This is a genomic window from Mycolicibacterium setense (assembly GCF_000805385.1).
GTDB classification, from domain to species: domain Bacteria; phylum Actinomycetota; class Actinomycetes; order Mycobacteriales; family Mycobacteriaceae; genus Mycobacterium; species Mycobacterium setense.
Window position 1 is genome coordinate 92,355 of record NZ_JTJW01000001.1, and the last position, 24,023, is coordinate 116,377.

20 protein-coding genes are annotated in these 24,023 nt (G+C 66.9%); 14 read left to right on the top strand and 6 right to left on the bottom strand.

Annotation, left to right across the window (positions count from 1 at the left end):
- Position 1: 1 nt before the first annotated feature.
- The 3 genes from QQ25_RS00490 to QQ25_RS00500 all read right to left on the bottom strand — a co-directional run bounded on the left by QQ25_RS00490 (position 2) and on the right by QQ25_RS00500 (position 4,663).
- Positions 2 to 1,630 carry a glycosyltransferase family 87 protein gene (locus QQ25_RS00490; RefSeq protein ID WP_039376769.1) on the bottom strand — a complete coding sequence of 543 codons (1,629 nt, stop codon included), beginning with the start codon at positions 1,628 to 1,630 and terminating at the stop codon, positions 2 to 4.
- A gap of 86 nt (positions 1,631 to 1,716) precedes the next feature.
- Positions 1,717 to 4,248 carry a transglycosylase domain-containing protein gene (locus QQ25_RS00495; protein ID WP_308205424.1) on the bottom strand — a complete coding sequence of 844 codons (2,532 nt, stop codon included), beginning with the start codon at positions 4,246 to 4,248 and terminating at the stop codon, positions 1,717 to 1,719.
- Complete coding sequence (locus QQ25_RS00500) at positions 4,241 to 4,663, bottom strand: DUF5318 domain-containing protein (RefSeq protein WP_036443617.1); 423 nt, start codon at positions 4,661 to 4,663, stop codon at positions 4,241 to 4,243. Before QQ25_RS00500 ends, QQ25_RS00495 begins: the two co-directional genes overlap by 8 nt.
- A gap of 69 nt (positions 4,664 to 4,732) precedes the next feature.
- On the opposite strand from QQ25_RS00500, the gene QQ25_RS00505 reads away from it, so the two are divergent.
- The 10 genes from QQ25_RS00505 to QQ25_RS00550 all read left to right on the top strand — a co-directional run bounded on the left by QQ25_RS00505 (position 4,733) and on the right by QQ25_RS00550 (position 15,425).
- Positions 4,733 to 5,602, top strand: coding sequence for a DUF1707 SHOCT-like domain-containing protein (locus QQ25_RS00505; RefSeq protein WP_039376556.1), 870 nt, complete (start codon positions 4,733 to 4,735; stop codon positions 5,600 to 5,602).
- Positions 5,603 to 5,802: 200 nt separating this feature from the next.
- On the top strand, positions 5,803 to 6,348 hold the full coding sequence (locus QQ25_RS00510; RefSeq protein WP_029109245.1) for a PadR family transcriptional regulator: 546 nt from the start codon (positions 5,803 to 5,805) through the stop codon (positions 6,346 to 6,348).
- 57 nt (positions 6,349 to 6,405) lie between these two features.
- Positions 6,406 to 7,497 (top strand): inositol-3-phosphate synthase, encoded by a 1,092-nt coding sequence (locus QQ25_RS00515; protein WP_029109246.1) that lies wholly within the window; start codon positions 6,406 to 6,408, stop codon positions 7,495 to 7,497.
- A gap of 87 nt (positions 7,498 to 7,584) precedes the next feature.
- Complete coding sequence (locus tag QQ25_RS00520; RefSeq protein ID WP_039376558.1) at positions 7,585 to 8,478, top strand: Rv0045c family esterase; 894 nt, start codon at positions 7,585 to 7,587, stop codon at positions 8,476 to 8,478.
- Between the two features lie 103 nt (positions 8,479 to 8,581).
- A complete protein-coding gene (locus QQ25_RS00525) occupies positions 8,582 to 10,663 on the top strand; it encodes a PhoX family protein (protein ID WP_039376559.1) in 2,082 nt (693 codons plus the stop codon).
- A gap of 77 nt (positions 10,664 to 10,740) precedes the next feature.
- Positions 10,741 to 11,547 carry an LLM class F420-dependent oxidoreductase gene (locus QQ25_RS00530; protein WP_039376560.1) on the top strand — a complete coding sequence of 269 codons (807 nt, stop codon included), beginning with the start codon at positions 10,741 to 10,743 and terminating at the stop codon, positions 11,545 to 11,547.
- 104 nt (positions 11,548 to 11,651) lie between these two features.
- A complete protein-coding gene (locus QQ25_RS00535; RefSeq protein WP_039376561.1) occupies positions 11,652 to 12,317 on the top strand; it encodes a GntR family transcriptional regulator in 666 nt (221 codons plus the stop codon).
- Between the two features lie 45 nt (positions 12,318 to 12,362).
- Positions 12,363 to 14,138 (top strand): ABC transporter substrate-binding protein/permease, encoded by a 1,776-nt coding sequence (locus tag QQ25_RS00540; protein WP_039376562.1) that lies wholly within the window; start codon positions 12,363 to 12,365, stop codon positions 14,136 to 14,138.
- Complete coding sequence (locus tag QQ25_RS00545) at positions 14,138 to 14,875, top strand: amino acid ABC transporter ATP-binding protein (protein ID WP_039376563.1); 738 nt, start codon at positions 14,138 to 14,140, stop codon at positions 14,873 to 14,875. Before QQ25_RS00540 ends, QQ25_RS00545 begins: the two co-directional genes overlap by 1 nt.
- Before the next feature lie 70 nt (positions 14,876 to 14,945).
- Complete coding sequence (locus QQ25_RS00550) at positions 14,946 to 15,425, top strand: MarR family winged helix-turn-helix transcriptional regulator (RefSeq protein WP_039326621.1); 480 nt, start codon at positions 14,946 to 14,948, stop codon at positions 15,423 to 15,425.
- Between the two features lie 5 nt (positions 15,426 to 15,430).
- Here QQ25_RS00550 and ggh read toward each other — a convergent pair whose 3' ends face one another.
- Positions 15,431 to 16,771: a glucosylglycerate hydrolase gene (gene ggh / locus QQ25_RS00555; protein WP_039326622.1), complete on the bottom strand. Its 1,341-nt coding sequence runs from the start codon at positions 16,769 to 16,771 to the stop codon at positions 15,431 to 15,433.
- A 77-nt stretch (positions 16,772 to 16,848) separates the two neighbouring features.
- Here ggh and QQ25_RS00560 point away from each other — a divergent pair, with 77 nt between their 5' ends.
- The gene (locus QQ25_RS00560) at positions 16,849 to 17,541 is read left to right on the top strand and encodes an SDR family oxidoreductase (protein WP_039326623.1); all 693 of its coding nucleotides are present in this window, start codon (positions 16,849 to 16,851) and stop codon (positions 17,539 to 17,541) included.
- 49 nt (positions 17,542 to 17,590) lie between these two features.
- Here QQ25_RS00560 and leuS read toward each other — a convergent pair whose 3' ends face one another.
- Complete coding sequence (gene leuS / locus QQ25_RS00565; protein ID WP_039326624.1) at positions 17,591 to 20,464, bottom strand: leucine--tRNA ligase; 2,874 nt, start codon at positions 20,462 to 20,464, stop codon at positions 17,591 to 17,593.
- Positions 20,465 to 20,674: 210 nt separating this feature from the next.
- Between leuS and QQ25_RS00570 the strand changes: the two genes are divergently transcribed.
- Both QQ25_RS00570 and QQ25_RS00575 read left to right on the top strand, forming a co-directional pair.
- Positions 20,675 to 21,610 (top strand): LpqN/LpqT family lipoprotein, encoded by a 936-nt coding sequence (locus tag QQ25_RS00570; RefSeq protein ID WP_039376565.1) that lies wholly within the window; start codon positions 20,675 to 20,677, stop codon positions 21,608 to 21,610.
- Between the two features lie 58 nt (positions 21,611 to 21,668).
- Positions 21,669 to 22,019 carry a hypothetical protein gene (locus QQ25_RS00575; protein ID WP_039326626.1) on the top strand — a complete coding sequence of 117 codons (351 nt, stop codon included), beginning with the start codon at positions 21,669 to 21,671 and terminating at the stop codon, positions 22,017 to 22,019.
- Between the two features lie 11 nt (positions 22,020 to 22,030).
- Here QQ25_RS00575 and QQ25_RS00580 read toward each other — a convergent pair whose 3' ends face one another.
- A complete protein-coding gene (locus tag QQ25_RS00580; protein WP_029109258.1) occupies positions 22,031 to 22,636 on the bottom strand; it encodes a YqgE/AlgH family protein in 606 nt (201 codons plus the stop codon).
- A gap of 88 nt (positions 22,637 to 22,724) precedes the next feature.
- Here QQ25_RS00580 and QQ25_RS00585 point away from each other — a divergent pair, with 88 nt between their 5' ends.
- Positions 22,725 to 24,020, top strand: a complete 1,296-nt coding sequence (locus QQ25_RS00585; RefSeq protein WP_039376567.1) for an MFS transporter — start codon at positions 22,725 to 22,727, stop codon at positions 24,018 to 24,020.
- Positions 24,021 to 24,023: the final 3 nt, after the last annotated feature.

Genomic DNA, 24,023 nt, shown 5'->3' on the forward strand with positions numbered 1-24,023 from the left:
CTCAGTCGCCACGTCGACCGGCCGGCTCCAACTCCGGTTCGGGATCCGGCTTGGGCTCGATCCGGACGCGGTCCGCCGATGGCTGCAGCCAATCGGGCAGCCAACGCGGTGGATCATCAGGGGCCCCGTCGAAGACTCCGCCGGTGGGATCGTCGATGCGGCCGCCGTGACGTACCAGATCCAGTTCCGGACGATAAATCTGTCGAATAACCAACGCACACAGCACGATCACCGCGAGGTCGCGGAGCAACACAGTGGTGGTGAACCACTGTTCGGGCAGGCCCTTGTTGGCCTCGCCGTACAGATAGAGCATGCGCGGCACCCAGACGAGAGCGTCGATCGTCATCCATGCCAACAGAATTCGTCGATGCGGCAGGGCCAGCACGGCCAGGGGCACCAGCCACAGCGAAAACTGCGGGCTCCACACCTTATTGGTCAGCAAGAAGGCCGCCACCACCAGGAACGCCAGTTGCGCCAGCCTGGGCCGCTGCCGCGCAGTCAATGCGATGTAACCGATCGCGATACAGCAGGCCGCGAACAACACCGCGGTGACCGTGTTGAGCACCGTCGGCGGCTGCCAGAAGCCGAGGTCCGGATCGAAGCCGCGCCAATCGGTGAACGACTTCACCACGTTGTACAGCGAATCCATGTCGTCACCGCGACGGGTGTTGAGCCGGAAGAACTCTGACCAGCCACGCGGGAAGAGCAACATTATGGGCAGATTGACCGCCACCCATACCAGCACGGCCGACACCGCCGTCTTGCCGACCTCACGCAGGCGCCCGGTGCGCAGCCCGAGCAGCACCAGCGGAACGAACAGCAGCAGCGGATACAGCTTGGCCGCCACGCCAATTCCGATCAATGCCCCCGCCCACACCGGTTTTCGGCGAGCCCATGCCAGCATCGCGCCGGCCGCGGAGGCGGTGGCCAGCGCATCGAAGTTGGTGAAAACCTGGAAGATCACGATGGGCGAACCCGCCACCAACGCGGCATCCCACACCCGCCGGCCGGCCATTCGTGCGGTGGCCCAGATCGTGGCCAGCCAGGCCAACGCCAAACCGAATGCCGAGATGTTGAAGAACATCACCACTTCTGCCACGACCGGAACCGACACCAGCTTGGTCACCGCGGTGTAGGTCTTGGCCAGCGACATCGACACGTACTGGTAGAGCCCGGTGAGCACCGGATACTCCATGTAGCGGATCGCCGGGCTGCCGTCGTATTGCAGGCGAGGCTTGCCGGTCGCGTCGTTCTCGACCCAACTGGACTTGTAGGGAAACTTGCCGAGGTTCAACAACTCTGCGGTGTAGAGCGGAACCGTGTCGGAATAACACAGCTCGTAATAGGCCCGGTTGTTCTCCCAGTTGGCCACGCGCTCACCAGCGGTGCCCTTGCCGGTCGTCTGCAGACAGGCGGCCTTGGACGTGTACCCCAACGCAAGGAACACCACGGCGATCACGAACATCACGCGCAGTGGCGTCATGAACCGCGACCGGCCGATCAACGCGTGACGGCCGACGGGGCCGCCGACCGTCTGCGACAGCGCCTCGGCGAGCCGGTCGTTGCGGCTGGGGAGGTCGCGGTTGTCGGCGCTCCGCCGGTCTTCTGCCGGCGGAGCCGGCGAATCCAGCCCTGCCGGCGGAGCCGGCGAATCCAGCCCGGTCGACGGAGCCGGCGAGTCGAACCCGGCCCGCGGAGCGGGCGATACCTCGCCCGTCACGGAGGCGGCGGTGGCACCGGAACGCCCGGCGCGCCGGGCACGACGGGGGCTCCCGGCGGCGGTCCGATCGGCACGGTCGTCGGAGGGCCGATCGGGATCGTGATACCCGGGGCCACTTCGATGGTCGGCTGGATCACGGTCTCCGAAGGCATCACCGACGGCTGCGGACCCCCTGGCGGGAGAGTCCCGGGCGGCGGTGCAGCCGGGGCCTGCGGCACACCCGCATAGCCGCCGATTTCCGTCGGCTTGGGGAAGGTCTCCTTGTCGGTGCCTTCCAGCGCACCGTCCATGGTGGCCTTCCAGATGTCCGACGGCAGACCGGATCCGTAGACCGGTCCCCCCCACGAATTCTTCAACGGTTTCACGCCTTCGGAGGTACCCACCCAGACCGCTGTCGAAAGCGAGGGCGTGTATCCGACCATCCAGGCGTCGCGGTTGTCCCCGGTATCGCCGAGCTGGTTGGTGCCGGTCTTGGCGGCCGAGGCGCGTCCGCCGGCCAGGTTGTGTCCTTTGGACCAACCCGCGATCGGCTGCATCGCCGAGGTGACGTTGTCGGCGACGGCCTTGTCGATGCGCTGCTCGCCGTTGTCCTGGCTTGAGGCGTCGAACAGCACCTGGCCCGAGGAGTTCACGACCTTCTGCACGAAATGCGGCTTGTGATAGACGCCCGACGCCGCGAGCGTGGCATACGCCGACGCCATGTCGATCACACGTGACTGGTACTGGCCCAGCACCACGCCGTTGTTCGGCGGGCCGCCCTTGCCGTCCTCGGACAGCGTGTGCTCGACGCCGGGGAAGCTCTCGGCCACGCCCGCATCGTGGGCGGCCTTGGCCACGTCCTCGGGACCGTTCTCCAGTTTGAGCATCAGTCGGTAGTAGCTGGTGTTGAGCGACCGCTTGAGCGCCTCGGCGATCGAGCAGGTGCCGCACCCCTCACCCTCGACGTTGCTGATCTTGATGCCGTTGACGGTGACCGGCCCGCTGTCCACCTGGTAACCAAGGCCGATGCCCTGCTGGAGGGCGGCGACGAGCGCGAACACCTTGAACGACGAACCCGTCGGCAGACCGGCCTGAGCGAAGTCGAAGCCATTGGCATCCGAGCCGCCGTAGTAGGCCTTGACCGCGCCGTCACGCGGATCGACGGACACCACTGCGGTCCGCATATCCGGGTCTTGGCCGTCCATGTACTTGGACACCGCAGTCTCCGCGGCTTGCTGTGCCTGCGGGTCGATCGTCGTGGTGACCTGCAGGCCCTCGGTGTTCAGCGCCTGCTCACTGATGTCGAACAGATCCAGCAGTTCCTTGGTGACCTGCCGTTCGATCAGCCCGTTCGGGCCGGTGGTCTGGAACTGCTGGCGGGCCTGATCCGGCGGCACGGTCGGCGGGAACACCTGTGTGGCGCGCTCCTCGGCCGAGAGTGCGCCCATGTCCACCATGCCGTCGAGCACCCAGTTCCACCGGTCGGCGGCGCCTTCGGGATCGACCGCGGGGTCCAATGTCGAGGGCCGCTGGATCAGCGCGGCCATCAGTGCGCCCTCGGCGACGTTGAGCTGTTCGACGGGCTTGTCGAAGTACGCCTTGGCCGCCGCCGCGATCCCGTACGAGCCGCGGCCGAAGTAGATCATGTTCAAATACGCCTGCATCACAGCGTCTTTGGACCATTCACCGGCCATCTTGGTGGAGATGACAAGCTCCTTGGCCTTACGGATCAGACCGCCGATGCCCGAGCGCTCGTCACCCACCAACGCGTTCTTGACGTACTGCTGGGTGATGGTCGATCCGCCCTGCAGATCGCCGCCGACCAGGTTGTTCTTGATCGCACGCAACAGCGCGGTGAACGAGAAGCCCGGATTGGAATAGAAATCACGGTCCTCTGCGGCCATCACCGCGTTGCGGACCTGTTCCGGAATCTGGTCGATGGTGACGTCCACCCGGTTGCCTTCGGGAGGCACGATGCGCGCGATCTCACTGCCATCGCTGGCCAGGATGGTCGACACCTGGTTGGTGCGGATATCACCGGGCTGCGGGACGTCGACGATCATGTACGCCATACCGAACGTCACGATCGGAAGCAGGATCATCGCCGCCACCGCGGCTATCGAGAGGCGTCGGACCAGCTTCCAGTTGATGTGGAACTGCCGGGTGGGCCCGGGCTCCGGCCCTGACGGACCCGAAGGGCCCGATCCACGACCGCCTCCCGGCGGCGGAGGCGGAGACTTGGGTGGCGACGGCTTGGGCGGCGGTGTGCCGTCCATCGCGGCCCTGACGACATCGAGCGGGGCGGGCCCGCCGTCACGCACCGGTGGCAACACGGCAGTGAGCCGGTCGTCGGGCGGAACTCCCGGGCGGGGACGTCCGGTGGGACCGTTCTCCCGCCCCGTGGGCCCGTTCTCGCGCCCCGTGGGCCCGTTCTCGCGAGCCGGGGGCCGGTTCTCCCGGGCAGGCGGCCGATTTTCGCGCGCACCGAGGCGGTCAGCCGCATTACGGATGTCATTGGCTGACCGGCTGTGGCGCCCTTCGCTATTCACTGGCCGTACGCGCCGACTTGCGCGTGCCTCGAGTGCCACGTGCCTTCGGCGGCCGAGGCGCGCCCAGGACATATGACTTGACCAAATGATTCCAACTGCAGGTGCGGCATACCTCAACCACATGGACTGCGAACTCGTCGTAACGAGTTGCCAACATCACCAGCTCCTCCGCGGTGCGCGCCGAGCCCGATACCGGGCCCAGATGATCACCGAAAACCCACGACACCAGCGTGAGCTGCTCTTTACGGCAGATCGGACACATCACCGAACTCTGCTTGCCGTGAAACTTTGCCGCGCGCAGCAGGTACGGGTTGGCGTCACAGACCTCCGAGACGCCGGTGCGCCCCGAATAGACCTCAGCCAGCAGGGACCGCCGCCGAAGCGCGTAATCCACCACCTGTCTCTGCAATCGCACGAAGACCAGAGTACGTCGACCCCCTGGACACCGAGGCGCGACCGCGTCACAGCTCCTACGATCATCGGCGTGGCAACTCGGCAGGCCTCGACCACGCGGGCCAAAGACAGCGATCGCAACGACACGTGCAAAGTGCTCGACAACGCGCTCGGCGAGGGCCAGTTGTCCATGGAAGAACATCGCCAACGGGTGTCGGCCGCGACCAATGCCACCACGCTGGGGGATCTGGCCAGCCTCGTCGAGGATCTGCAGAACGCCAATGCACCGGTGCAGATGCCGACGCTGACCAAGCCGCGCCTGCCGCGCATGAACAACTCGGGTGGCGCCGGATGGGGCCTGCGGCTCGCCTCGGCCGCGGTGCTGGTGGTGCTCGGCATCGGCATCGGCTGGGGCCTGTACGGAAACACCGCCTCCCCGCTGAGTTTCAACCCCGACCCGGGCGCCGTGCCGGACGGCATCGAGCCGGTGGTGCTGACCCCGCCGACGCAGCTGCAATCGCTCAACGGGGTCAAAGGCCTGTTCGAGCAGATGCGCCAGAAATTCGGCAACACCATGGGCTACGAACTGCACATCGATCCGGACTCGGCGATGGCCTACCGACCGGATCCACAGGACAGCCGTAAGAAGGTGTACTACCGCTACGCCGGCGGCTGGGGCGACCCGGGCTCACCGGACACCCTGCGCGACGAGGACCGCCTCGTCGACCTCGCGGCGTTCGACTACGAAAAGGCCCTCGGGATCATGCGCGGTGCCCCCGACACACTCAACACCAAGCGTGCCGACGTGAAGAGCACCTGGCTGCGCATCACACCGTCCGAGGATCCCTCCACCCCGGACGCCGTCAACATCGCCGTCATCGTCAACAGTGACTTCGGAGGCGGGAACATCGACCTCTACCCCGACGGCACCATCAAGGAGATCTACCGCAACAGCAGGTGAGCGCCCCTCGCCGCGGACGTGCCGTCGTCGCTGCTCAGGCTGCCTCCGTCACGCTGCCGTGACGCTCGGGCCCGGCGGCCACCCCAGCGTGACTCTGGGCATTCACTTGGCACCGAATATATCGGCGCGATACAGTTTGGCGAGGTGTTGATCCGTCGTAGCGATCAATTCCATCTGATCTGTCGAAAGGGGTGATCTCGATGCTGGAGCTCGCAGTTCTCGGCCTCCTTCTCGAATCGCCCATGCACGGCTATGAGCTGCGCAAGCGATTGACGGGTCTGTTGGGGGCGTTCAGGGCGTTCTCGTATGGCTCGCTCTACCCGGCATTACGTCGCATGCAGGCCGACGGCCTGATCGTCGAGGACGCCGCACCCTTGGGACCCACCAAGGTGCGTCGGGCTCGGCGGGTCTATCAGCTGACCGATGCCGGCAAGCAGCGATTCACCGAGTTGGTCGCCGACACGGGGCCGCAGAACTTCTCCGACGACGGTTTCGGTGTCCACCTCGCCTTCTTCAACCGCACTCCGGCCGAGGCCAGGATGCGGATCTTGGAGGGGCGGCGTCGTCAGGTGGAGGAACGCCGGGAAGGTCTGCGTGAAGCCGTGGCGCGGGCCAGTAGTTCGTTCGACCGCTACACCCGTCAGCTGCACCAACTGGGCCTGGAGTCCAGTGAACGAGAAGTCAAATGGCTCAACGAGTTGATCGCGGCCGAGCGCACGGCGCAGGGACACCCAGAAAGCCCATGAGCACAGCGCCGCAGATGGCCCCAGGCCGAGCACACAGAACGAGTAAGGAGATCGTCCATGTCTGAGCACGCAGGAGAAATCCGGGTCGCCATTGTCGGCGTCGGTAACTGCGCATCTTCCCTGGTCCAGGGCGTGCAGTACTACCACAACGCCGACGAGAACACGTCCGTGCCGGGCCTGATGCACGTGAAGTTCGGCCCGTACCACGTTCGCGACGTGAAGTTCGTGGCCGCGTTCGACGTGGACGCCAAGAAGGTCGGCTTCGACCTGTCCGAGGCCATCTTCGCCTCCGAGAACAACACCATCAAGATCGCCGACGTGCCGCCGACCAATGTGACGGTGCAGCGCGGCCCGACCCTCGACGGCATCGGCAAGTACTACGCCGACACCATCGAGATCTCCGACTTCGAGCCCGTCGACGTCGTCAAGGCACTCAAGGACGCCAAGGTCGACGTGCTGGTCTCCTACCTGCCGGTGGGCTCCGAAGAGGCCGACAAGTTCTACGCCCAGTGCGCCATCGATGCAGGCGTGGCCTTCGTCAACGCGCTGCCCGTGTTCATCGCCTCCGACCCGGTCTGGGCCAAGAAGTTCGAAGACGCCGGTGTCCCCATCGTCGGCGACGACATCAAGAGCCAGGTCGGCGCCACCATCACCCACCGCGTGATGGCCAAGCTGTTCGAAGACCGCGGCGTCACGCTGGACCGCACCTACCAGCTCAACGTCGGCGGCAACATGGACTTCCTGAACATGCTGGAGCGCTCGCGCCTGGAGTCCAAGAAGGTCTCGAAGACCCAGGCCGTCACCTCCAACCTCACCGGCTCGCTGGCCGGCAAGATCGAGGACAAGAACGTGCACATCGGTCCGTCCGACCACGTCGCGTGGCTCGACGACCGCAAGTGGGCCTACGTCCGCCTGGAAGGCCGCGCCTTCGGTGACGTGCCGCTGAACCTGGAGTACAAGCTCGAGGTGTGGGACTCGCCGAACTCGGCCGGCGTCATCATCGACGCGGTGCGTGCCGCCAAGATCGCCAAGGACCGCGGCATCGGCGGCCCCATCGAGGCCGCCTCGGCGTACCTGATGAAGAGCCCGCCCAAGCAGATCGCCGACGATGTCGCCCGCATCGAGCTGGAGACCTTCATCGAGGGCTGATCTTTCGGTTTCACTCTGCGCCCAGGGCGTGTGCTTCTCGCACACCTACGCCCTGGGCGCAGAGTCGTTTTCGAGTAGGGTCGGGGCGTGGTGAGCGACGACGCACTAGCCGGTCTCGATGAATTCGGCCTACTGCACGAGAACGCCGAACAGATCGGCGCGACCGGCCCGTTGCCGCCGGTCCAGCGCATCGAGCAGGGGCCGATCAGCGGGCTGAAGTTCGGCACGGACGCCCCCCGGATCGTGTTCCTGCACGGCGGCGGCCAGAACGCGCACACCTGGGACACCGTGATTCTCGGGCTCGGCGAGCCCGCCCTGGCCGTGGATCTGCCCGGCCACGGCCGCTCCGCCTGGCGCGAAGACGGCGACTACGGCCCGAAACTCAATGCGACAAGCCTGATCCCGGTGCTCGAGAAACACGCTCCCACTCCGCAGTTGGTGGTCGGCATGTCGCTGGGTGGATTGACCGCACTGCGGATCGCGGCGACCGAACCCCGGCTGGTGCCCGAACTCGCACTCGTCGACGTCACGCCGTCGGCACCCGAGCGCCACACCGAGATGACCAAGGCGCAGATGGGAACCGTCGCCCTGGTGCAGGAACAACGCACGTTCCCGACGTTTCAGGCCATGCTCGACGTGACCATCGCCGCAGCGCCGCACCGAGATCCGAAGTCGTTGCGTCGCGGCGTGTTCCACAACTCCAAACAGCTCGATGACGGCACCTGGACCTGGCGGTACGACTCGTTCCGCAAGGGCGACGGTTTTGAAGGCCTGTGGGATGACGTCCCGGCGATCACCATGCCCACCACGCTGATCCGCGGTGCGAACTCGTTCTTCGTCAACGACGAGGACGCCGAGACGTTCTCCAGGACCGCACCGGGGTTTCAGCGCACCCACGTGGTCGCCGACTCCGGGCACTCTGTACAGGGTGATCAGCCGGCCAAGCTGGTGGAGATCCTGCGCGGCATCCTCGGTCGCTAGCAGGTTGCCTGCTGTTCACCCGCTGCTAGCTCAGCTCCCGTAGGTTTCCGGCAGTCCGGCCTCCCAGCCCGCGGCCGGTGTCTGGCGGAAGGATCTGCGCGGAATGCCGCTCGTACCGTTGAATCTGTTTGTCGCTCACCGTGGAACGTCGTCGCGTCAGCACGTGACCTGCCGCTACCGATGTGGCGATGCGTGTTCGAAGCCGGCACCGAACACCAGTGACAACCCGTATTTCGGCGACATCGTCAAGCAGATGTCACGCCGGTCGATGCTGCAGGCCGCCGGTGTCACCGTGCTGGCCGTCGGCGCCGGGTCGGTGCTGGCTGCCTGCGGTACCGACACGAAGCCCGGCCAGACGCCGTCGCCGGCCGCACTACCCGTCGAAACGCCGCCCGGCATGAAGTTCGCCGCCGTCGCACCCAACACCGAAGACGCCGTGGTGATCCCGGAGGGTTACCAGCAGCGGGTGGTCATCGCGTGGGGCGACCCGGTCCTGCCCGATGCCCCGATGTTCGACATCAACCGGCAGACCGCCGATGCCCAGCGCAAGCAGTTCGGCTTCAACAACGACTTCGCCGCGCTCCTGCCGATCGACGGACAGGCCAACCGGTACTTGTTGGTGACCAACTTCGAGTACGTCACACCGGAGTTCATGTTCCGCGGATACAACCCAGAGGCGCCCACCCGCGAGCAGTTCGACATCGAGATCGCCGCGGTCGGGATGGGTGTGGTCGAGGTGGAACGGGGTACGGACGGCGCGCTGAAAACCGTGATGGGCCGCTACAACCGCCGCATCACGGCTGACAGTCCGTTCACGTTCACCGGACCCGCGGCAGGCACCGAGTTCGTCAAGACCGCCGCCGACCCCACCGGGCGCGCCGTGGCCGGCACCTTCGCCAATTGTGCAGGCGGTGTAACCCCCTGGGGCACAGTACTTTCCGGTGAGGAGAACTTTCACGGCTACTTCGGGGCCGCCGAAGGGGCACCGGCACCGAAACCGGCCGACGCCGAACGCTACGACCGCTACGGCGTGAAGCACGAGCGGTCCGAGCTCAAGTGGGAAGACTTCGACCCGCGCTTCGACCTCACGAAGACCCCCAACGAGGTCAATCGCTTCGGCTATGTCATCGAACTCAACCCGTGGGATCCGGCCTCGACGCCGGTCAAACACTCCGCGCTGGGCCGGCTCAAGCACGAGGGCGCCAATGTCTACGTGACCGGCGACGGCAGCGTGGTCGTCTACACCGGAGACGACGAACGCTTCGACTACATGTACAAATTCGTGTCCGCCAAGAAGATCGCTCCCGGCTGGAGGACCGATCCGGCCGCGATGGCCCACAACATGACCATCCTCGATGAAGGCACGTTGTACGTGGCCAAGCTGACCAGCGACATCCCCGCCGGTGAGATCGACGGCACCGGCAAGCTCCCGGCCAAGGGCTCGTTCTCGCGATCCGGCACCTGGGTGCCGCTGCTCAGGTCCGGACCGGACGGACAGGCCGAATCGCTCGTCGACGGCGTCACCGCGCAGGAAGCGGCGGTGTTCACCCGCATCGCCGCCGACAAGGCCGGGGCCACCAAGATGGACCGGCCCGAGGACTTCGAGGCCAACCCACACACCGGCAAGGTCTACGTGGCGCTCACCAACAACGACGAGCGCGGCACACCCGGTGAGGCCGGCGTCGATGCGGCGAACCCACGCAACGAGAACAAGAACGGCCAGATCCTGGAGATCACCGACAACCACACCGGCACCGACTTCACCTGGGATCTGCTGTTGGTGTGCGGTGACCCCAAGGCGGCCGACACCTACTACGCCGGGTTCGACAAGGACCGCGTCAGCCCGATCTCCTGCCCGGACAACCTGGCCTTCGACAGCCACGGCAACCTGTGGATCTCGACGGACGGCAACGCGCTCGAAGCCAACGACGGACTGTTCGCGGTGGCGCTCGACGGCCCGAACCGCGGTGAGACCAAACAGTTCCTCACCGTGCCGGTCGGCGCCGAGACATGCGGTCCGGTGGTGACCGACGATCTCGTCACGGTGTGTGTGCAGCATCCGGGAGAGGGCGACGACTACACCCTCGACAAACCGCTGTCGCACTGGCCGGGTGGTGCCGACACCCCCGCGCGGCCCGCCGTGGTCGCGGTGTGGAAGCCCGGCGGCCAGATCGGCACCGTCTGAGCGCTTGCGCGAAGACCATCCGGCACCGTCTGAGCGCTTGCGCGAAGACCATCCGGCACGTGAGTAGGCTCGAAAAAGTGAGCCATCCCATCCATATTGGCGTGCAATTGCAGCCGCAGCACTCCCCCAAGTACAGCCACATCCGCGATGCGGTCCGCCGCTGTGAGGACATCGGCGTCGACATCGCCTTCAACTGGGACCATTTCTTCCCCCTCTACGGGGACCCCGACGGCGCGCACTACGAGTGTTGGACGATGCTTGGCGCGTGGGCCGAGCAGACCTCACGTATCGAGATCGGCGCGCTCGTCAGCTGCAACTCCTACCGCAATCCCGAATTGCTGGCCGACATGGCCCGCACTGTCGACCACATCTCTGACGGCCGGCTCATCCTCGGTATCGGAAGTGGTTGGAAGCAAAAGGATTACGACGAGTACGGGTACGAGTTCGGCACCGCGGGCAGCCGGCTGGACGACCTCGCTGAAGCACTGCCCCGCATCGAGGCCCGGCTGGCCAAGCTGAACCCGGCCCCCACGCGGGAGATCCCGATCCTGATCGGCGGGCAGGGCGAACGCAAGACGCTGCGCCTGGTGGCCGAACACGCCCACATCTGGCATGCATTCGTCGACCGCAACACCTACCCGGGCAAAGCCGCGGTTCTCGCCGAACACTGTGCCGCCACCGGCCGCGATCCCTCGACAGTCCAGCGCTCTGCCGGGGTGCAGGAGTCCGGCGGCCTCGACGCGATGCTCGCCGAGGCCGATGCGCTGGCGGACCTGGGGGTCAGCATCGTCACCGTGGGCGTCAACGGACCGGACTACGACCTGACCGCAGCCGAGGCCCTGTGCCGATGGCGCGACGGACGGCGCGCAAAGGTCGGCGGATGAGCTGAAGCCACTCGCATCACCCTTTGCCGCCACCCGTGAGAAACTTGCGCAACGCCAACGCACGGGGGGTGTGCGTCCCAGCTAAAAGGGGGAGTTACAAGAGGGTGCCGAAAAACTACGGGGTCAAAGAGAAGGATCAGGTTGTCACACACATCATCAATCTGGTGATGACGGGCAAACTACGATCCGGTGACCGTATCGACCGCAACGAGATCGTCCGTGACCTCGGGCTGAGCCGCGTCCCGATCCAGGAAGCCGTGGTCCAGCTCGAGCACGACGGCATTCTCTCGACGCGATATCACCGTGGCGCATTCGTCTCCAGGTTCGACGAAGCCACCGTGGCCGAGCACCATGAGTTGTACGGAATTCTCAACGGCATCGCCTCTGCGCGCTGCGCCGCCAGCCCCACTCCGCGTATCTTGGCGCACCTCGACGACACGTTGCGCATGATGCGTTCAGCAAAGGACACCAGATCCTTCCAGGAGGCGTGCTGGATGTACCGCGACTCGATCAACGACGAGTACGCGGGCCCGCGCCTCCATGCCACCATCCGCGCCGGCAAGAGCTTCGCTCCCTCGGAGTTCTGGATCAGCTATCCCAAGGCCAAGGTCGACTTCCTCCCCGGATACGAAGCCGAAACCGCCGCCATCCACGCCCGTGATCCCGAGGCCGCCCACACGGCCTGCACCGAGCGCGCCGATCGGATGGCGGAGATCATGATCGCCGAGCTCACCCGGCGCGGAGTGTTCGGCGACTTGCGGTCCCCTTGAGCGGAATCACTCACCACCGGGTGCCCGCCCACTAAGTTGCATCAGATGGACGCCAGACGACCGGCCGCACTGCTGACCACGGTCCTGATCCTGCTCGGGCTGGTGTGGGCGGCACCGGCGGGCGCAGACGTCGACCAATGCGCACCGCCCGGGGTCGACAGCGCGAGCGCACTGCCCACCAACCTGGCCGCGGCGGCCACCGGCCCCGGCGCCGACAAATACACCACCGCCACGGTGGCCCCGCTCAACACGATCCGGCCCGAGAATCTCGGCCTGAGCACGTCCGGCGTACTCACCGTCGGCACGCTGTCGGACGCACCGCCCAGCATCTGCATCAACTCGGCCGGACAGTTCACCGGATTCGACAACGAACTGCTGCGCGCCATCGCCGACAAGCTGGGCCTCCGGGTCAACTTCGTCGGCACAGACTTCTCGGGCCTGCTGGCTCAGACCGCGTCCCGGCGCTTCGACGTGGCCTCCTCGTCGATCACCACCACCGACGCCCGGCGGCGCACCGTCGGCTTCACCAACGGCTACGACTTCGGCTACTTCTCGCTCGTGGTGCCGAACGGCTCACCGATCACCGGATTCGGTCAGCTCGCCGCCGGACAGCGCATCGGCGTGGTGCAGGGCACCGTGCAGGAGGCCTACGTCATCGACACGCTGCACCTGCAGCCGGTGAAGTTCCCCGATTACAACACCGTCTACGCCAGCCTCAAGACCCGTCAGATCGACGCCTGGGTGGCGCCGTCGCAACAGGCCTCGGGAACGGTGCAGCCCGGCGACCCGGCTCAGATCATCGAAAACACCTTCAGCCTGGACAATTTCGTGGCATGGGCGGTGGCCACGGAGAACCGGCCGCTGATCGACGCGCTCAACTCCGGACTGGACGCCGTCATCGCCGACGGCACCTGGGCCAAGCTGTACTCCGACTGGGTGCCCCGGGCCCTGCCGCCCGGGTGGAAGCCGGGCTCCAAGGCCGCACCCGTTCCCCAGCTGCCCGATTTCGCCGCGATCGCCGCAGCCAAGGAAAAGCCTGACGCCGGTGCCCCGGCGGCACCCAAATCCACACTGGCGCAACTGCGCGACTCGTTCCTGGACTGGGACCTCTACAAGCAGGCGATCCCCGACCTGCTGCGCACCGGCCTGCCCAACACCCTGATCCTGACCGTGTGCGCCAGTGTGATCGGGCTGGTGCTCGGGATGGCGCTCGCGGTGGCCGGCATCTCCCGGTCACGGTGGCTGCGCTGGCCGGCCCGGGTGTACACCGACATCTTCCGCGGCCTGCCCGAAGTGGTGATCATCCTGCTGATCGGCCTGGGGGTCGGGCCCGTCGTCGGCGGGCTGACCGGAAACAACCCGTTTCCGCTGGGCATTGCGGCGCTGGGATTGATGGCCGCGGCCTACATCGGGGAGATCTTCCGGTCCGGCATCCAGAGTGTGGAAGCCGGGCAGTTGGAAGCCTCCCGGGCGCTGGGTTTCAGCTACGCCTCGTCGATGCGGTTGATCGTCGTGCCCCAGGGCATCCGGCGGGTGCTGCCCGCACTGATGAACCAGTTCATCTCGCTGCTCAAAGCCTCGTCGCTGGTGTACTTCCTCGGCCTGGTGGCCAGTCAGCGAGAGCTGTTCCAGGTGGGTCGAGATCTCAACGCGCAGACCGGGAATCTGTCACCGCTGGTGGCGGCGGGACTGTTCTACCTGCTGCTGACCATTCCGCTGACCCATCTGGTGAACTTCGTCGACAACCGGCTCCGCCGAGGTCGGCCCCCGACCGAGGAAGATCCTCTTCCCCCCGCGCTGACCCACCAGGAGATGATCTGATGTCGGCACCAGAGCCGGTAGCGCTGGCCGCCAAGGACATCCACCTGTCGTTCGGGCCGAATGCGGTGCTGCGAGGGGTGGACTTGGATGTGCCCGCCGGCACCACGACAGCCATCATCGGACCGTCCGGGTCCGGAAAATCGACGCTGCTGCGTACCCTGAACCGCCTGTACGAACCCAACCGCGGCGACATCCTGCTCGACGGACGCTCGGTGCTGACCGACAATCCCGACCAGCTGCGCCAGCGCATCGGCATGGTCTTCCAGCAGTTCAACCTGTTCCCCCACAAGACCGTCCTCGACAACGTCACCCTTGGCCCGCGCAAGCTCAAGCGGCTGAGTCCCGATCACGCCCGCACCGTCGGACTCGAACAACTGGATCGGGTTGGTCTGCGGCACAAGGCCGATGTGCGTCCGGCCACGCTGTCGGGCGGTCAGCAACAGCGGGTCGCGATCGCGCGGGCGCTGGCCATGGCCCCACAGGTGATGTTCTTCGACGAGGCCACCTCGGCGCTGGACCCCGAGCTGGTCAAGGGAATCCTCGAATTGATCGCGGAGCTGGCCGCCGAGGGGATGACGATCCTGGCCGTCACCCACGAGATGGGCTTCGCGCGTTCCACCGCCGACACGGTGGTGTTCATGGACCACGGCACCGTGGTCGAGTCGGGCGCACCCGACCAGATCTTCGAAGCAGCCGAAACGGATCGGCTGCGCCGCTTCCTGTCGCAGGTGCTGTGAGGGGAACCCTCTGCGCCAAACCCCACAAGCTGACGACCTGGCAGGCTCAGACAGGTTAGACTAGCGAATTATGGTGGAGCCCGATTCACAGGTCACAGAGCTGGCCGGAGAGCTGCAACGCGTTCTCTCCAAGGTGTTCTCGGTACTGCGCCGTGGCGACACGAACAAGGGCACTGCCGGGGAGCTCACCCTGGCCCAGCTGTCGATCCTGCTCACCCTGCTCGACCAGGGCCCGATCCGGATGACCGAGCTGGCCGCACGCGAGCGCGTGCGCACTCCCACGACCACCGTGGCTATCCGCCGGCTGGAGAAGCTCGGCCTGGTAAAGCGCTCCCGCGACCCCTCTGACCTGCGTGCCGTGCTCGTCGAGGTCACCCCGCGGGGCCTGGTGCAACACCGCGAATCGCTGGCCGCGCGCCGGGCCGATCTGGCCGCGCGCCTGGCCAACCTGAGCCAGGAGGATCTGGCCACCCTCGCGGCCGCGCTGGTGCCCTTGGAGCGGCTGGCCGGCCAGAACGATCAGGCCGCCGCCCACGCCAAGTCCGAGTAGCGGCGCTAGCCCAACCAGTCCAGCACCGCGGCCGCGGTCCACGACTGCTGCATGCTGCCCAGCGGCTCCCCCGTGAACGGCTCGTAGTACTCGGCGAATGTCCCGTCACTGGCCTGACGCAAGCCTTCGCGGCGTAGCGTCGAAGATCGCTCGGCCCAGCCACGCCGGGCAAAACACCACGAGAACAGCCAGGTCATCACCGGCCATACCGGGCCGCGCCAGTACTCCCGCGACCGGAAGTCCCGCGACACCGGCGAGGTCGACGGGATGAGCGCGTACTTGAGATCCGGGTGCCCGCAGAAGCGAGGACCTTCCAGCAGCCGCAGCAGGGCGCGTTCACGGTCGTGCGGCAGCCCGCCGCACAGCAGCGGGGCGAACTGCGCGACCGTCTCGGTCGGCACCCACTTCTTCGCGCGGACGTCGTAATCCCTTGCCGCACCGCTGCGTTCATCGGTGGTCTCGACGACCCCGACCCGGAACCGCTCCGCCCATGAATAGAGATCGCGGACATCGGCGTTCGGGCGTTTGTACTCCTCCCCGATCTCGGCGAGTACCTGGCAGGCCACCGAGAAGATCGCCGAGACGAACACGTCTTCAACCGCGAAGCTCATCACCTTCGGAAGCAGATCATCGTCGTAGCGAACAGATTTCATCTCCTCGAGCAGCCACAGGTAGCGGTCATACTCGAGATCGGTCGGCCGCTGCGTGGCATCGGTGATGATCGAATTGTCCTCACGCTGATACTCCGGCACAGTCCCGGGAATCACGTTGGCGTAGGCGCTGTCCCAGCGCGGCGAGTTGTCCATGCCGGACTCCCACCCGTGATACAGCGTGATGCGGCCACGGCCGTCCTGATCGCGCGTCTCGGCCAGCCACCGATGCCAGCGCACCAGATCCGCCCAGCGCCGGTCCAGGAAGCTCGCCGCCACCGCCCGGGTGGACCGGCCGCGCCTGCGGGCGTGGTCGAGGATGCGCTGCACCGCGATCGCATGCACCGGGGGCTGCGTGATACCGGAGGTGTGCCGGATCCGCGGCGCGTTGGCGGCCAGAGCCGAGGTGGCCCACCGGGCCGGGCCGGGAAAGTAGCCATCGACCCCGTTGGCGAACACGATGTGCGGGATCATCCCGTTGCGCCACTGCGCCGAGAGCAGCGTGTCGAGCTCCACCACGGCACGCTCCACACTCAGCGGAGCCAGCCCGATCGACACGAACGCCGCATCCCAGCTCCACATGTGCGGATACAGCAACGGCGCGGCAGTCGTCATCACACCCAGGTCGTTGCCGCGCAGCAGGTAGGCGGCGCGCGCGGCGAGCTGGGTGGGAGCGAAGCTGGGATCGGGTGGCATCCCTACCATGATGCGACGCCGCGGCCGGGTCCGCAGGACGGCGGCATCCGATTCGGCGTCACAGTAACGTTGCAGTCGTGCCGTCTGCATTGATCACCGGAGCCGCCGGCGGGATCGGTTCGGCCATCGCCGCCGCCCTTGCTCCCACCCACACGCTGTTTCTGGCCGGACGCCCGTCGGCCCGCCTCGATGCACTCGCCGAACGCCTCGGCGCACCGACCTGGCCGCTGGACCTGACCGACGCCGATTCGATCGAATCGGCGACCGAGGTGCTCGCCGAACTCGACGTACTGGTGCACAACGCCGGCGTGCTCTACCCGGGCAGCGTCTCCGAATCGATCGCCGAACAGTGGCGGGCATCCTTCGAGGTGAACGTCACGGGCGCGGTGGCGCTCACCCTGGCCCTGCTACCGGCACTGCGGGCCGCCCGCGGACACGTCGTGTTCATCAATTCCGGTGCTGGACAGAAGGTTTCGCCAGGAATGGCGTCCTACTCGGCGAGCAAGTTCGCGCTGCGGGCATTCGCGGACTCACTGCGCGCCGACGAACCGTCCCTGCGGGTCACCTCGATCTTCCCCGGGCGCACCGACACCGAGATGCAGCGCGATCTGGTGGCCTATGAAAACGCGGTGACTGACGGGGACGGCAACAGTGCCGATTACGAACCCGCGAAATTCCTCAAGCCCGAGACCGTCGCCGGGCTCGTGGCGACGGCCGTCACCACCCCACCCGACGGCCACGTACACGAAATCGTGGTCCGCCCCGGGTGATTTGTGTGCGTCCACCGGCGGTCAGCGCCGGTGAACGCACACAAATGGCTCAGACGACGAGGTTGACCAGCCGGCCGGGCACCACGATGACCTTCTTGGGCGTAGCGCCGTCGAGGAAGGCCTGCACCTTCTCGTCGGCCAGCGCCGCGGCCTCCAGCCCAGCTCGGTCCAGATCGGCGGCCACCGTGATCTTGCCCCGCACCTTGCCGTTGACCTGGACCGGGAACTCGACGGTGTCGTCAACCAGATACTGCGGATCGGCCACCGGGAACGGACCGTGCGCCAGCGAGGTCTCGTGGCCCAACCGCTTCCACAACTCCTCGGCCAGGTGCGGTGCCAGCGGGGCGACCATGAGCACCAGCGGTTCGATCGCGGCCCGGGCCGACACACCCTCCTTGGTCAGGTGGTTGGTGTACTCGATCAGTTTCGCGGCCGCGGTGTTGTTGCGAAGTGCCGCATAGTCTTCGGTCACCCCGGCGATGGTGCGGTGCAGGATCTTCAACGTGTCGGTGTCGAGAGCCTCATGCTCGGCCGTGCCGGTTGCACCGGTGTTCTCGTCGACCACCACGCGCCACACCCGCTGCAGGAAGCGGTGCGCACCGACGACGTCCTTGGTGGCCCACGGCCGCGACGCTTCCAGCGGGCCCATGGACATCTCGTAGACCCGCAGCGTGTCCGCGCCGTACTCGTCGCAGATCTCGTCGGGCGAGACGGAGTTCTTCAGGCTCTTGCCGATCTTGCCGAACTCCTGGTTGACCTCTATTTCCCCGTCGGGGCCGGGCCAGAAGAACTTTCCATCGCGCTCGACCACTTCGGCTGCGGGCACGTAGCTGCCGCGGGCGTCGGTGTAGGCGAAGGCCTGGATGTAGCCCTGGTTGACCAGACGGCGGTACGGCTCGCTCGAGCTGACGTGGCCCAGGTCGAAGAGCACCTTGTGCCAGAACCGCGAGTACAGCAGGTGCAGCACCGCGTGCTCGACACCGCCGACGTACAGGTCGACGCCGCCCGGATCGTTCGGCCCGTGCTCAGCCGGTCGAGGGCCCATCCAATAGGCCTCGTTCTCCTTGGCACACAGCTCTTCCGAGTTGTGCGGGTCGGTGTAGCGCAGCTCGTACCAGGAGCTGCCCGCCCACTGCGGCATCACGTTGGTGTCGCGGGTGTAGGTCTGCAGCCCGTCACCCAGGTCCAGCTCGACGTGCACCCATTCGGTGGCCTTGCCCAGCGGCGGCGACGGCTCGCTGTCGGCGTCGTCGGGGTCGAACGACACCGGTGAATAGTCCGGTACATCGGGAAGTTCCACCGGCAGAGCCGATTCCGGCAGCGGATGGGCGCGGCCGTCGGCGTCGTAGACGATGGGGAACGGCTCACCCCAGTACCGCTGCCGGGCGAACAGCCAGTCCCGCAGCTTGTATTCGATGCGGGCGCGGCCGCGGCCGTCGGCTTCGAGGTGTTCGATGACCCTCGCCTTGGCTTCGGCGACCGACAATCCGTTCAGGTAGCCGGAGTTCACCATGGTGCCGTCGCCGTTGTAGGCAGCCTCGGTGATGTCGCCGCCGGAGACCACCTCGATGATCGGCAGGCCGAACTCTCCTGCGAAGTCCCAGTCCCTTTGGTCACCACCGGGCACCGCCATGATGGCACCGGTGCCGTAACCGGCCAGCACATAATCGGCGATGAACACCGGAATCTGCCGGCCGTCAACCGGATTGGTGGCGTAGGCACCCAGGAACACACCGGTCTTGGTCTTGTTCTCCTGGCGCTCCAGATCCGACTTGGCGGCGATGCCGGCCCGGTAGGCGGCGACGGCCTCGGCCGGAGTCGACGCACCGAAGGTCCACCGCGAGTCGGTGCCCTCGGGCCACGAATCGGCCACCAGTGCGTCCACCAGAGCGTGCTCGGGAGCCAGCACCAGATAGGTGGCGCCGAACAAGGTGTCCGGGCGGGTGGTGAACACCTCGACATCGCCTGCCGCGGTGGCAAACTCGACCGAGGCTCCGGTAGACCGGCCGATCCAGTTGCGCTGCATGGTCTTGACCTTGTCCGGCCAGTCCAGCACATCCAGGTCGTCCAGCAGCCGGTCGGAGTAGGCGGTGATACGCATCATCCACTGCCGCAGGCGCTTCCGGAACACCGGGAAGTTACCGCGATCGCTGCGACCGTCGGCGGTGACCTCCTCGTTGGCCAGTACGGTGCCCAGCCCCGGGCACCAGTTCACCATCGAGTCGGCGTGGTAGACCAAGCGGTAGTCGTCCACCACGTCGGCCCGCTCGGCCTCCGACAATTCGGCCCACACCCTACCGTCGTCGAGAGTGCGTGCCCCGGAGTCGAATTCGGCCACCAACTCACTGATGGGCCGGGCCTTCTCGGCCGCGGTGTCGAACCAGGCGTTGTAGATCTGCAAGAAGATCCACTGCGTCCACTTGTAGAAGTCGACATCGGTGGTGGCGAAGCTGCGCCGCGTGTCATGGCCCAACCCCAGCCGGCCCAACTGGCGGCGGAAGTTGACGATGTTGGCCTCGGTACGCGTGCGGGGGTGCGTCCCGGTCTGCACGGCGTACTGCTCGGCAGGCAGGCCGAACGCGTCGAAGCCCAGCGCGTGCAGCACGTTGCGTCCGGTCATCCGGAAATAGCGGGCGTAGACATCGGTGGCGATATAGCCCAGCGGGTGCCCGACGTGCAGGCCCTCACCCGATGGGTACGGGAACATGTCCTGGACGAACATCTTGTCGGCGGGCACGGCGGAGCCGTCTTGCGGTGCCAGCGAGCCCACCGGGTTGTCCACGTTGAAGGTGCCCAGCGCCTGCCACCGCTCCTGCCAGGTGCGCTCGATCTGGCCCGCAAGCTCCGCGGTATATCGGTGCCGAGGGGTATCCGTTTCCGGGCCAGACTGCCCTGACTGCGTGGTGGCGGCGGGTTCGATCACGCCGTTCAGGGTATAAGGCCACGGTTTGAGCAGCTCACCGCCGTCTCACGATCCCCCAAGGGCACGGCTTGGTATCGGTTGCGTCGCGGCACTGTCAGGGCTTGGTTCCAGGTCGATTGCGCTGCTGGTGGCGGGCACGATCCCGTGGATAGTCTCAGCGCCTAGTGACGAGGTTGCCCTGGTTAGGGCACGGTTTGGAAGGAACCATTGATGATCGAGTTGGCCAGCCGGTGGCGGGTGCTGGCAGCAGGCACGGCCGTCGGCGTCGCCGCGGTTGTCGGCCTCGCCGGTCAGACCGCCTCAGCCGAACCCCTCCTGCCGGCTCCCAGCGTTCCCGGCCCGGTGACCGTGACCCAGACCGTCACCGTCGCGCCCGGCGCGGCCCCCGTCGCAGCAGCGGCTGCCCCGGCGGCCCCGGCCGCTCCCGTCGTACCCGGCGCGGCCGTCGTACCCGGCGCGGCAGCCGTCCCTGCACCCGCACCCGCAGCCGCGCCCGCGGTCGCGGCGCCGGTCCGGACCATCACCCCTGCCTCCTCAGGCACCCTCGCCGAGTTCTTCAAGAGCAAGGGTGTGAAGATGGAGCCTCAGGTCAGCCGCGATTTCAAGGCCCTGAGCATCGTCCTGCCGCTGCCGTCGGGCTGGACCAATGTGCCCGACCCCAACGTGCCCGACGCGTTCGCGGTGATCGCCGACCGCTCCAGCACGGACCTCTACACGCCCAACGCGCAAGTGGTCGTCTACAAGCTTGTCGGCAATTTCGACCCGGTCGAAGCCATCAGTCACGGCTACGTCGACACCCAGCAGCTGCAGAGCTGGCGCCCGACCGACATGGCCATGGGTGACTTCAACGGTTTCCCGTCGGCATTCATCGAAGGTAGCTACCTGTCGGGCAGCCAGATGCTCAACACCTCCCGCAGGCACATCCTGGCCAATGCCGGGCCCGATCACTATCTGGTGTCGCTGTCGGTGAACTCGTCGGCGGCCAACCAGGGTGTTTCCGCGGCTGCCGACGCCGCCGATGCGATCGTGTCCGGGTTCAAGGTCAGTGCCCCGGCCCCGGCCGCGGCACCCCCGCCAGCTACCCCGGCACCCCCCGCACCCGCCCCGGCACCGGGTTTGCCCCAGCTCCTGGGCCTGCAGCGCTGAATCACCGCGGCCAAACCCGACCTCGCGCCACCGATCGACGCCTCGTATTGTGTGGCGCATGCTGATCGCCGCGCTGCTGTGTTTGAGCGCCGCCGTCATCGTCGGCGTGTTCGGGCTGTGGTTGTTGAGCAGACCTCGCACCGGCGATCCCGTGCGCTCGGTGTTGAGGGCTGTGGCCCCGACCCAACTGGCCGCCGCGGTGATGCTCGCCGCCGGTGGCGCCGCCGCCCTGGCCGCCGCACCCCACACCGGCCTGATGGTCGTCATGGTGTGCATCATCGGCGCCATCGCCACCGTGGCCGCCGGCTGCTGGCAGAGCGCCAAGGCCGTGGCAGGAGCAGAGGCAGCGGCCGAATCCAGCGCGGGGTGCGCCGGCGCCTGTGCCAGCTGCACGCTGTCTTGTAAGTAGCCCGCGAGCCGCTAGTTGCGGCTGACGTCGATCGGGTGGGTCGCCAATAGCGACATCGGCAACGGCTGACGGCGCAGCACCCGGCCCCACAGGTCGATCCGAGGCTCGATCAGCACGTCGGACGGCAGCGCCGAGAGCACCATCCAGTCATCGCGTTCGATCTCGCCGTCGAGTTGGCCGATGGTCCAGCCGGAGTATCCGGCGAATATCCGCACGCCCTCGATGACCGGGGCCAGCGTGTCCGGATCGGCATCGAGATCGACCATCACCACGCGGCCCTGCACGTGTCGCAGCCCCGGAACGCCGTCGGCCTGCATCCCGACCCTCAGGGTCGCCAGGCACAACGCCGAGTCCCGTTTGACCGGGCCACCGATGAACATGGTCTTCGGTTTGGCGGTGAGCTTCGCCCACTGCGGCAGCACGTTGTAGACCGCTGTCTCACTGGCCCGGTTCAACACCACACCGAGGGTTCCGCCGGCGTTGTGCTCGACGATGTAGATGACGCTGCGCCGGAAGGTCGGCTCCAGCAGATCGGTGTTGGCCAGCAGCAGTGTGCCCGGTCGTACCCGGTGCGCCGCAGGCGCGATGAAATCCTCCGGATCTTCTGAGTGCGCCACTTCTACATCATGGCACCGCAATTGCCGAGACGTGGCTAACAACCCCGGGCGCGGTCCGATTTCGGCGCACCTTTGTACTGTTGATCGGGTGGTTCACGCTCGCGCTGCCCGTGCTCTGTGGCACTCGTTGCGCGGCATGACCGAATTCCGGCGACTGCTGGAGTTGCGCGCGGTCAGCCAGTTCGGTGACGGCCTGTTCCAGGCGGGCCTGGCCGGCGCGATCCTGTTCAATCCGGAGCGCCAGGCCGAACCATGGCAGATCGCCGCGGCGTTCGCCGTGATGTTCCTGCCGTACTCGGTGCTGGGCCCGTTCGCCGGAGCCCTGCTGGACCGCTGGGACCGCCGCCTGGTCCTCATCGGCGCCAACCTGGGCCGGCTGATCGTGGTGCTGCTGGTGGGCGCGCTCCTGGCGTTCGGCGTCGGTGACATGGCGATCCTGTGCTGCGCGCTGATCGTCAACGGGTTGACGCGGTTCGTCTCCTCAGGCCTGTCGGCCTCGCTGCCCGATGTGGTGCCGAACGACCGTGTGGTGACGATGAACTCGGTGGCCACCGCCGTCGGCGCGCTGGCAGCCTTTCTCGGTGCCGACTTCATGCTGGTGCCACGCAAGCTGTTCGGCGCCGACGACACCGGCGCCTCGGTGGTCATGTTCATCGTCGCCCTGCCGGTGGCGCTGGCGCTGTGGTTGTCGGTGCGATTCGGCCCGCACGTGCTGGGCCCGCACGAGAGCAAGCGCGCCATCCACGGCTCGGTGGCCTACGCGGTGGCCACCGGTTGGGTACACGGCATCCGGACGGTGTGGGCCGTCCCTCCTGTCGCGGGCACCCTGGCCGGACTGGCCGCGCACCGCATGGCCTTCGGGATCAACTCCCTACTGGTACTGGTGATCGTCCGGCACAGCGACAACCCCGATGTGACCGGGCTGGGCCTCGGCACCGCGGTGCTTTTCGTGGCCGCCGGCGGCGTCGGACAGTTCCTGGCCACGGTCGCGGCCCCGGCCGTGATCGGCCGGTTCGGCCGCTACGCCACCGCCAACGGCGCGCTGTGCCTGGCCGTGCTGATCCAGCTGATGGCGATCGGGCTGCACGTGCCGGTGATGCTGGTCTGTGGCTTCATGCTCGGCGCCGCCGGACAGCTGGTGAAACTATGCGCGGATTCGGCGATGCAGCTCGATGTCGACGACGCGCTGCGCGGTCACGTGTTCACCGTGCAGGACGCGCTGTTCTGGATGTCGTTCGTCGCCGCGATCGCCGCGGCGGCCGCGGTGATTCCCGCCGACGGGCAGTCACCGGCGCTGGTGGTGGCCGGCGCCGCGGCCTATCTGGTGGGGCTCGGGCTCCATGCCACGGTGGCTTCCCCGAAGCGGGCGTCACCCCCGGTCTAGGCT

What these genes read in the sequence shown, in the direction of transcription:
- QQ25_RS00575 (WP_039326626.1), top strand. Translation starts at nt 21,669, where the DNA reads ATGCTGATCGCCGCGCTGCTGTGTTTGAGCGCCGCCGTCATCGTCGGC.
- QQ25_RS00540 (WP_039376562.1), top strand. Translation starts at nt 12,363, where the DNA reads ATGGACGCCAGACGACCGGCCGCACTGCTGACCACGGTCCTGATCCTG.
- ggh (WP_039326622.1), bottom strand. Translation starts at nt 16,771, where the DNA reads ATGCCACCCGATCCCAGCTTCGCTCCCACCCAGCTCGCCGCGCGCGCC.
- QQ25_RS00550 (WP_039326621.1), top strand. Translation starts at nt 14,946, where the DNA reads ATGGTGGAGCCCGATTCACAGGTCACAGAGCTGGCCGGAGAGCTGCAA.
- QQ25_RS00515 (WP_029109246.1), top strand. Translation starts at nt 6,406, where the DNA reads ATGTCTGAGCACGCAGGAGAAATCCGGGTCGCCATTGTCGGCGTCGGT.
- QQ25_RS00525 (WP_039376559.1), top strand. Translation starts at nt 8,582, where the DNA reads ATGCCGCTCGTACCGTTGAATCTGTTTGTCGCTCACCGTGGAACGTCG.
- QQ25_RS00510 (WP_029109245.1), top strand. Translation starts at nt 5,803, where the DNA reads ATGCTGGAGCTCGCAGTTCTCGGCCTCCTTCTCGAATCGCCCATGCAC.
- QQ25_RS00545 (WP_039376563.1), top strand. Translation starts at nt 14,138, where the DNA reads ATGTCGGCACCAGAGCCGGTAGCGCTGGCCGCCAAGGACATCCACCTG.
- QQ25_RS00570 (WP_039376565.1), top strand. Translation starts at nt 20,675, where the DNA reads ATGATCGAGTTGGCCAGCCGGTGGCGGGTGCTGGCAGCAGGCACGGCC.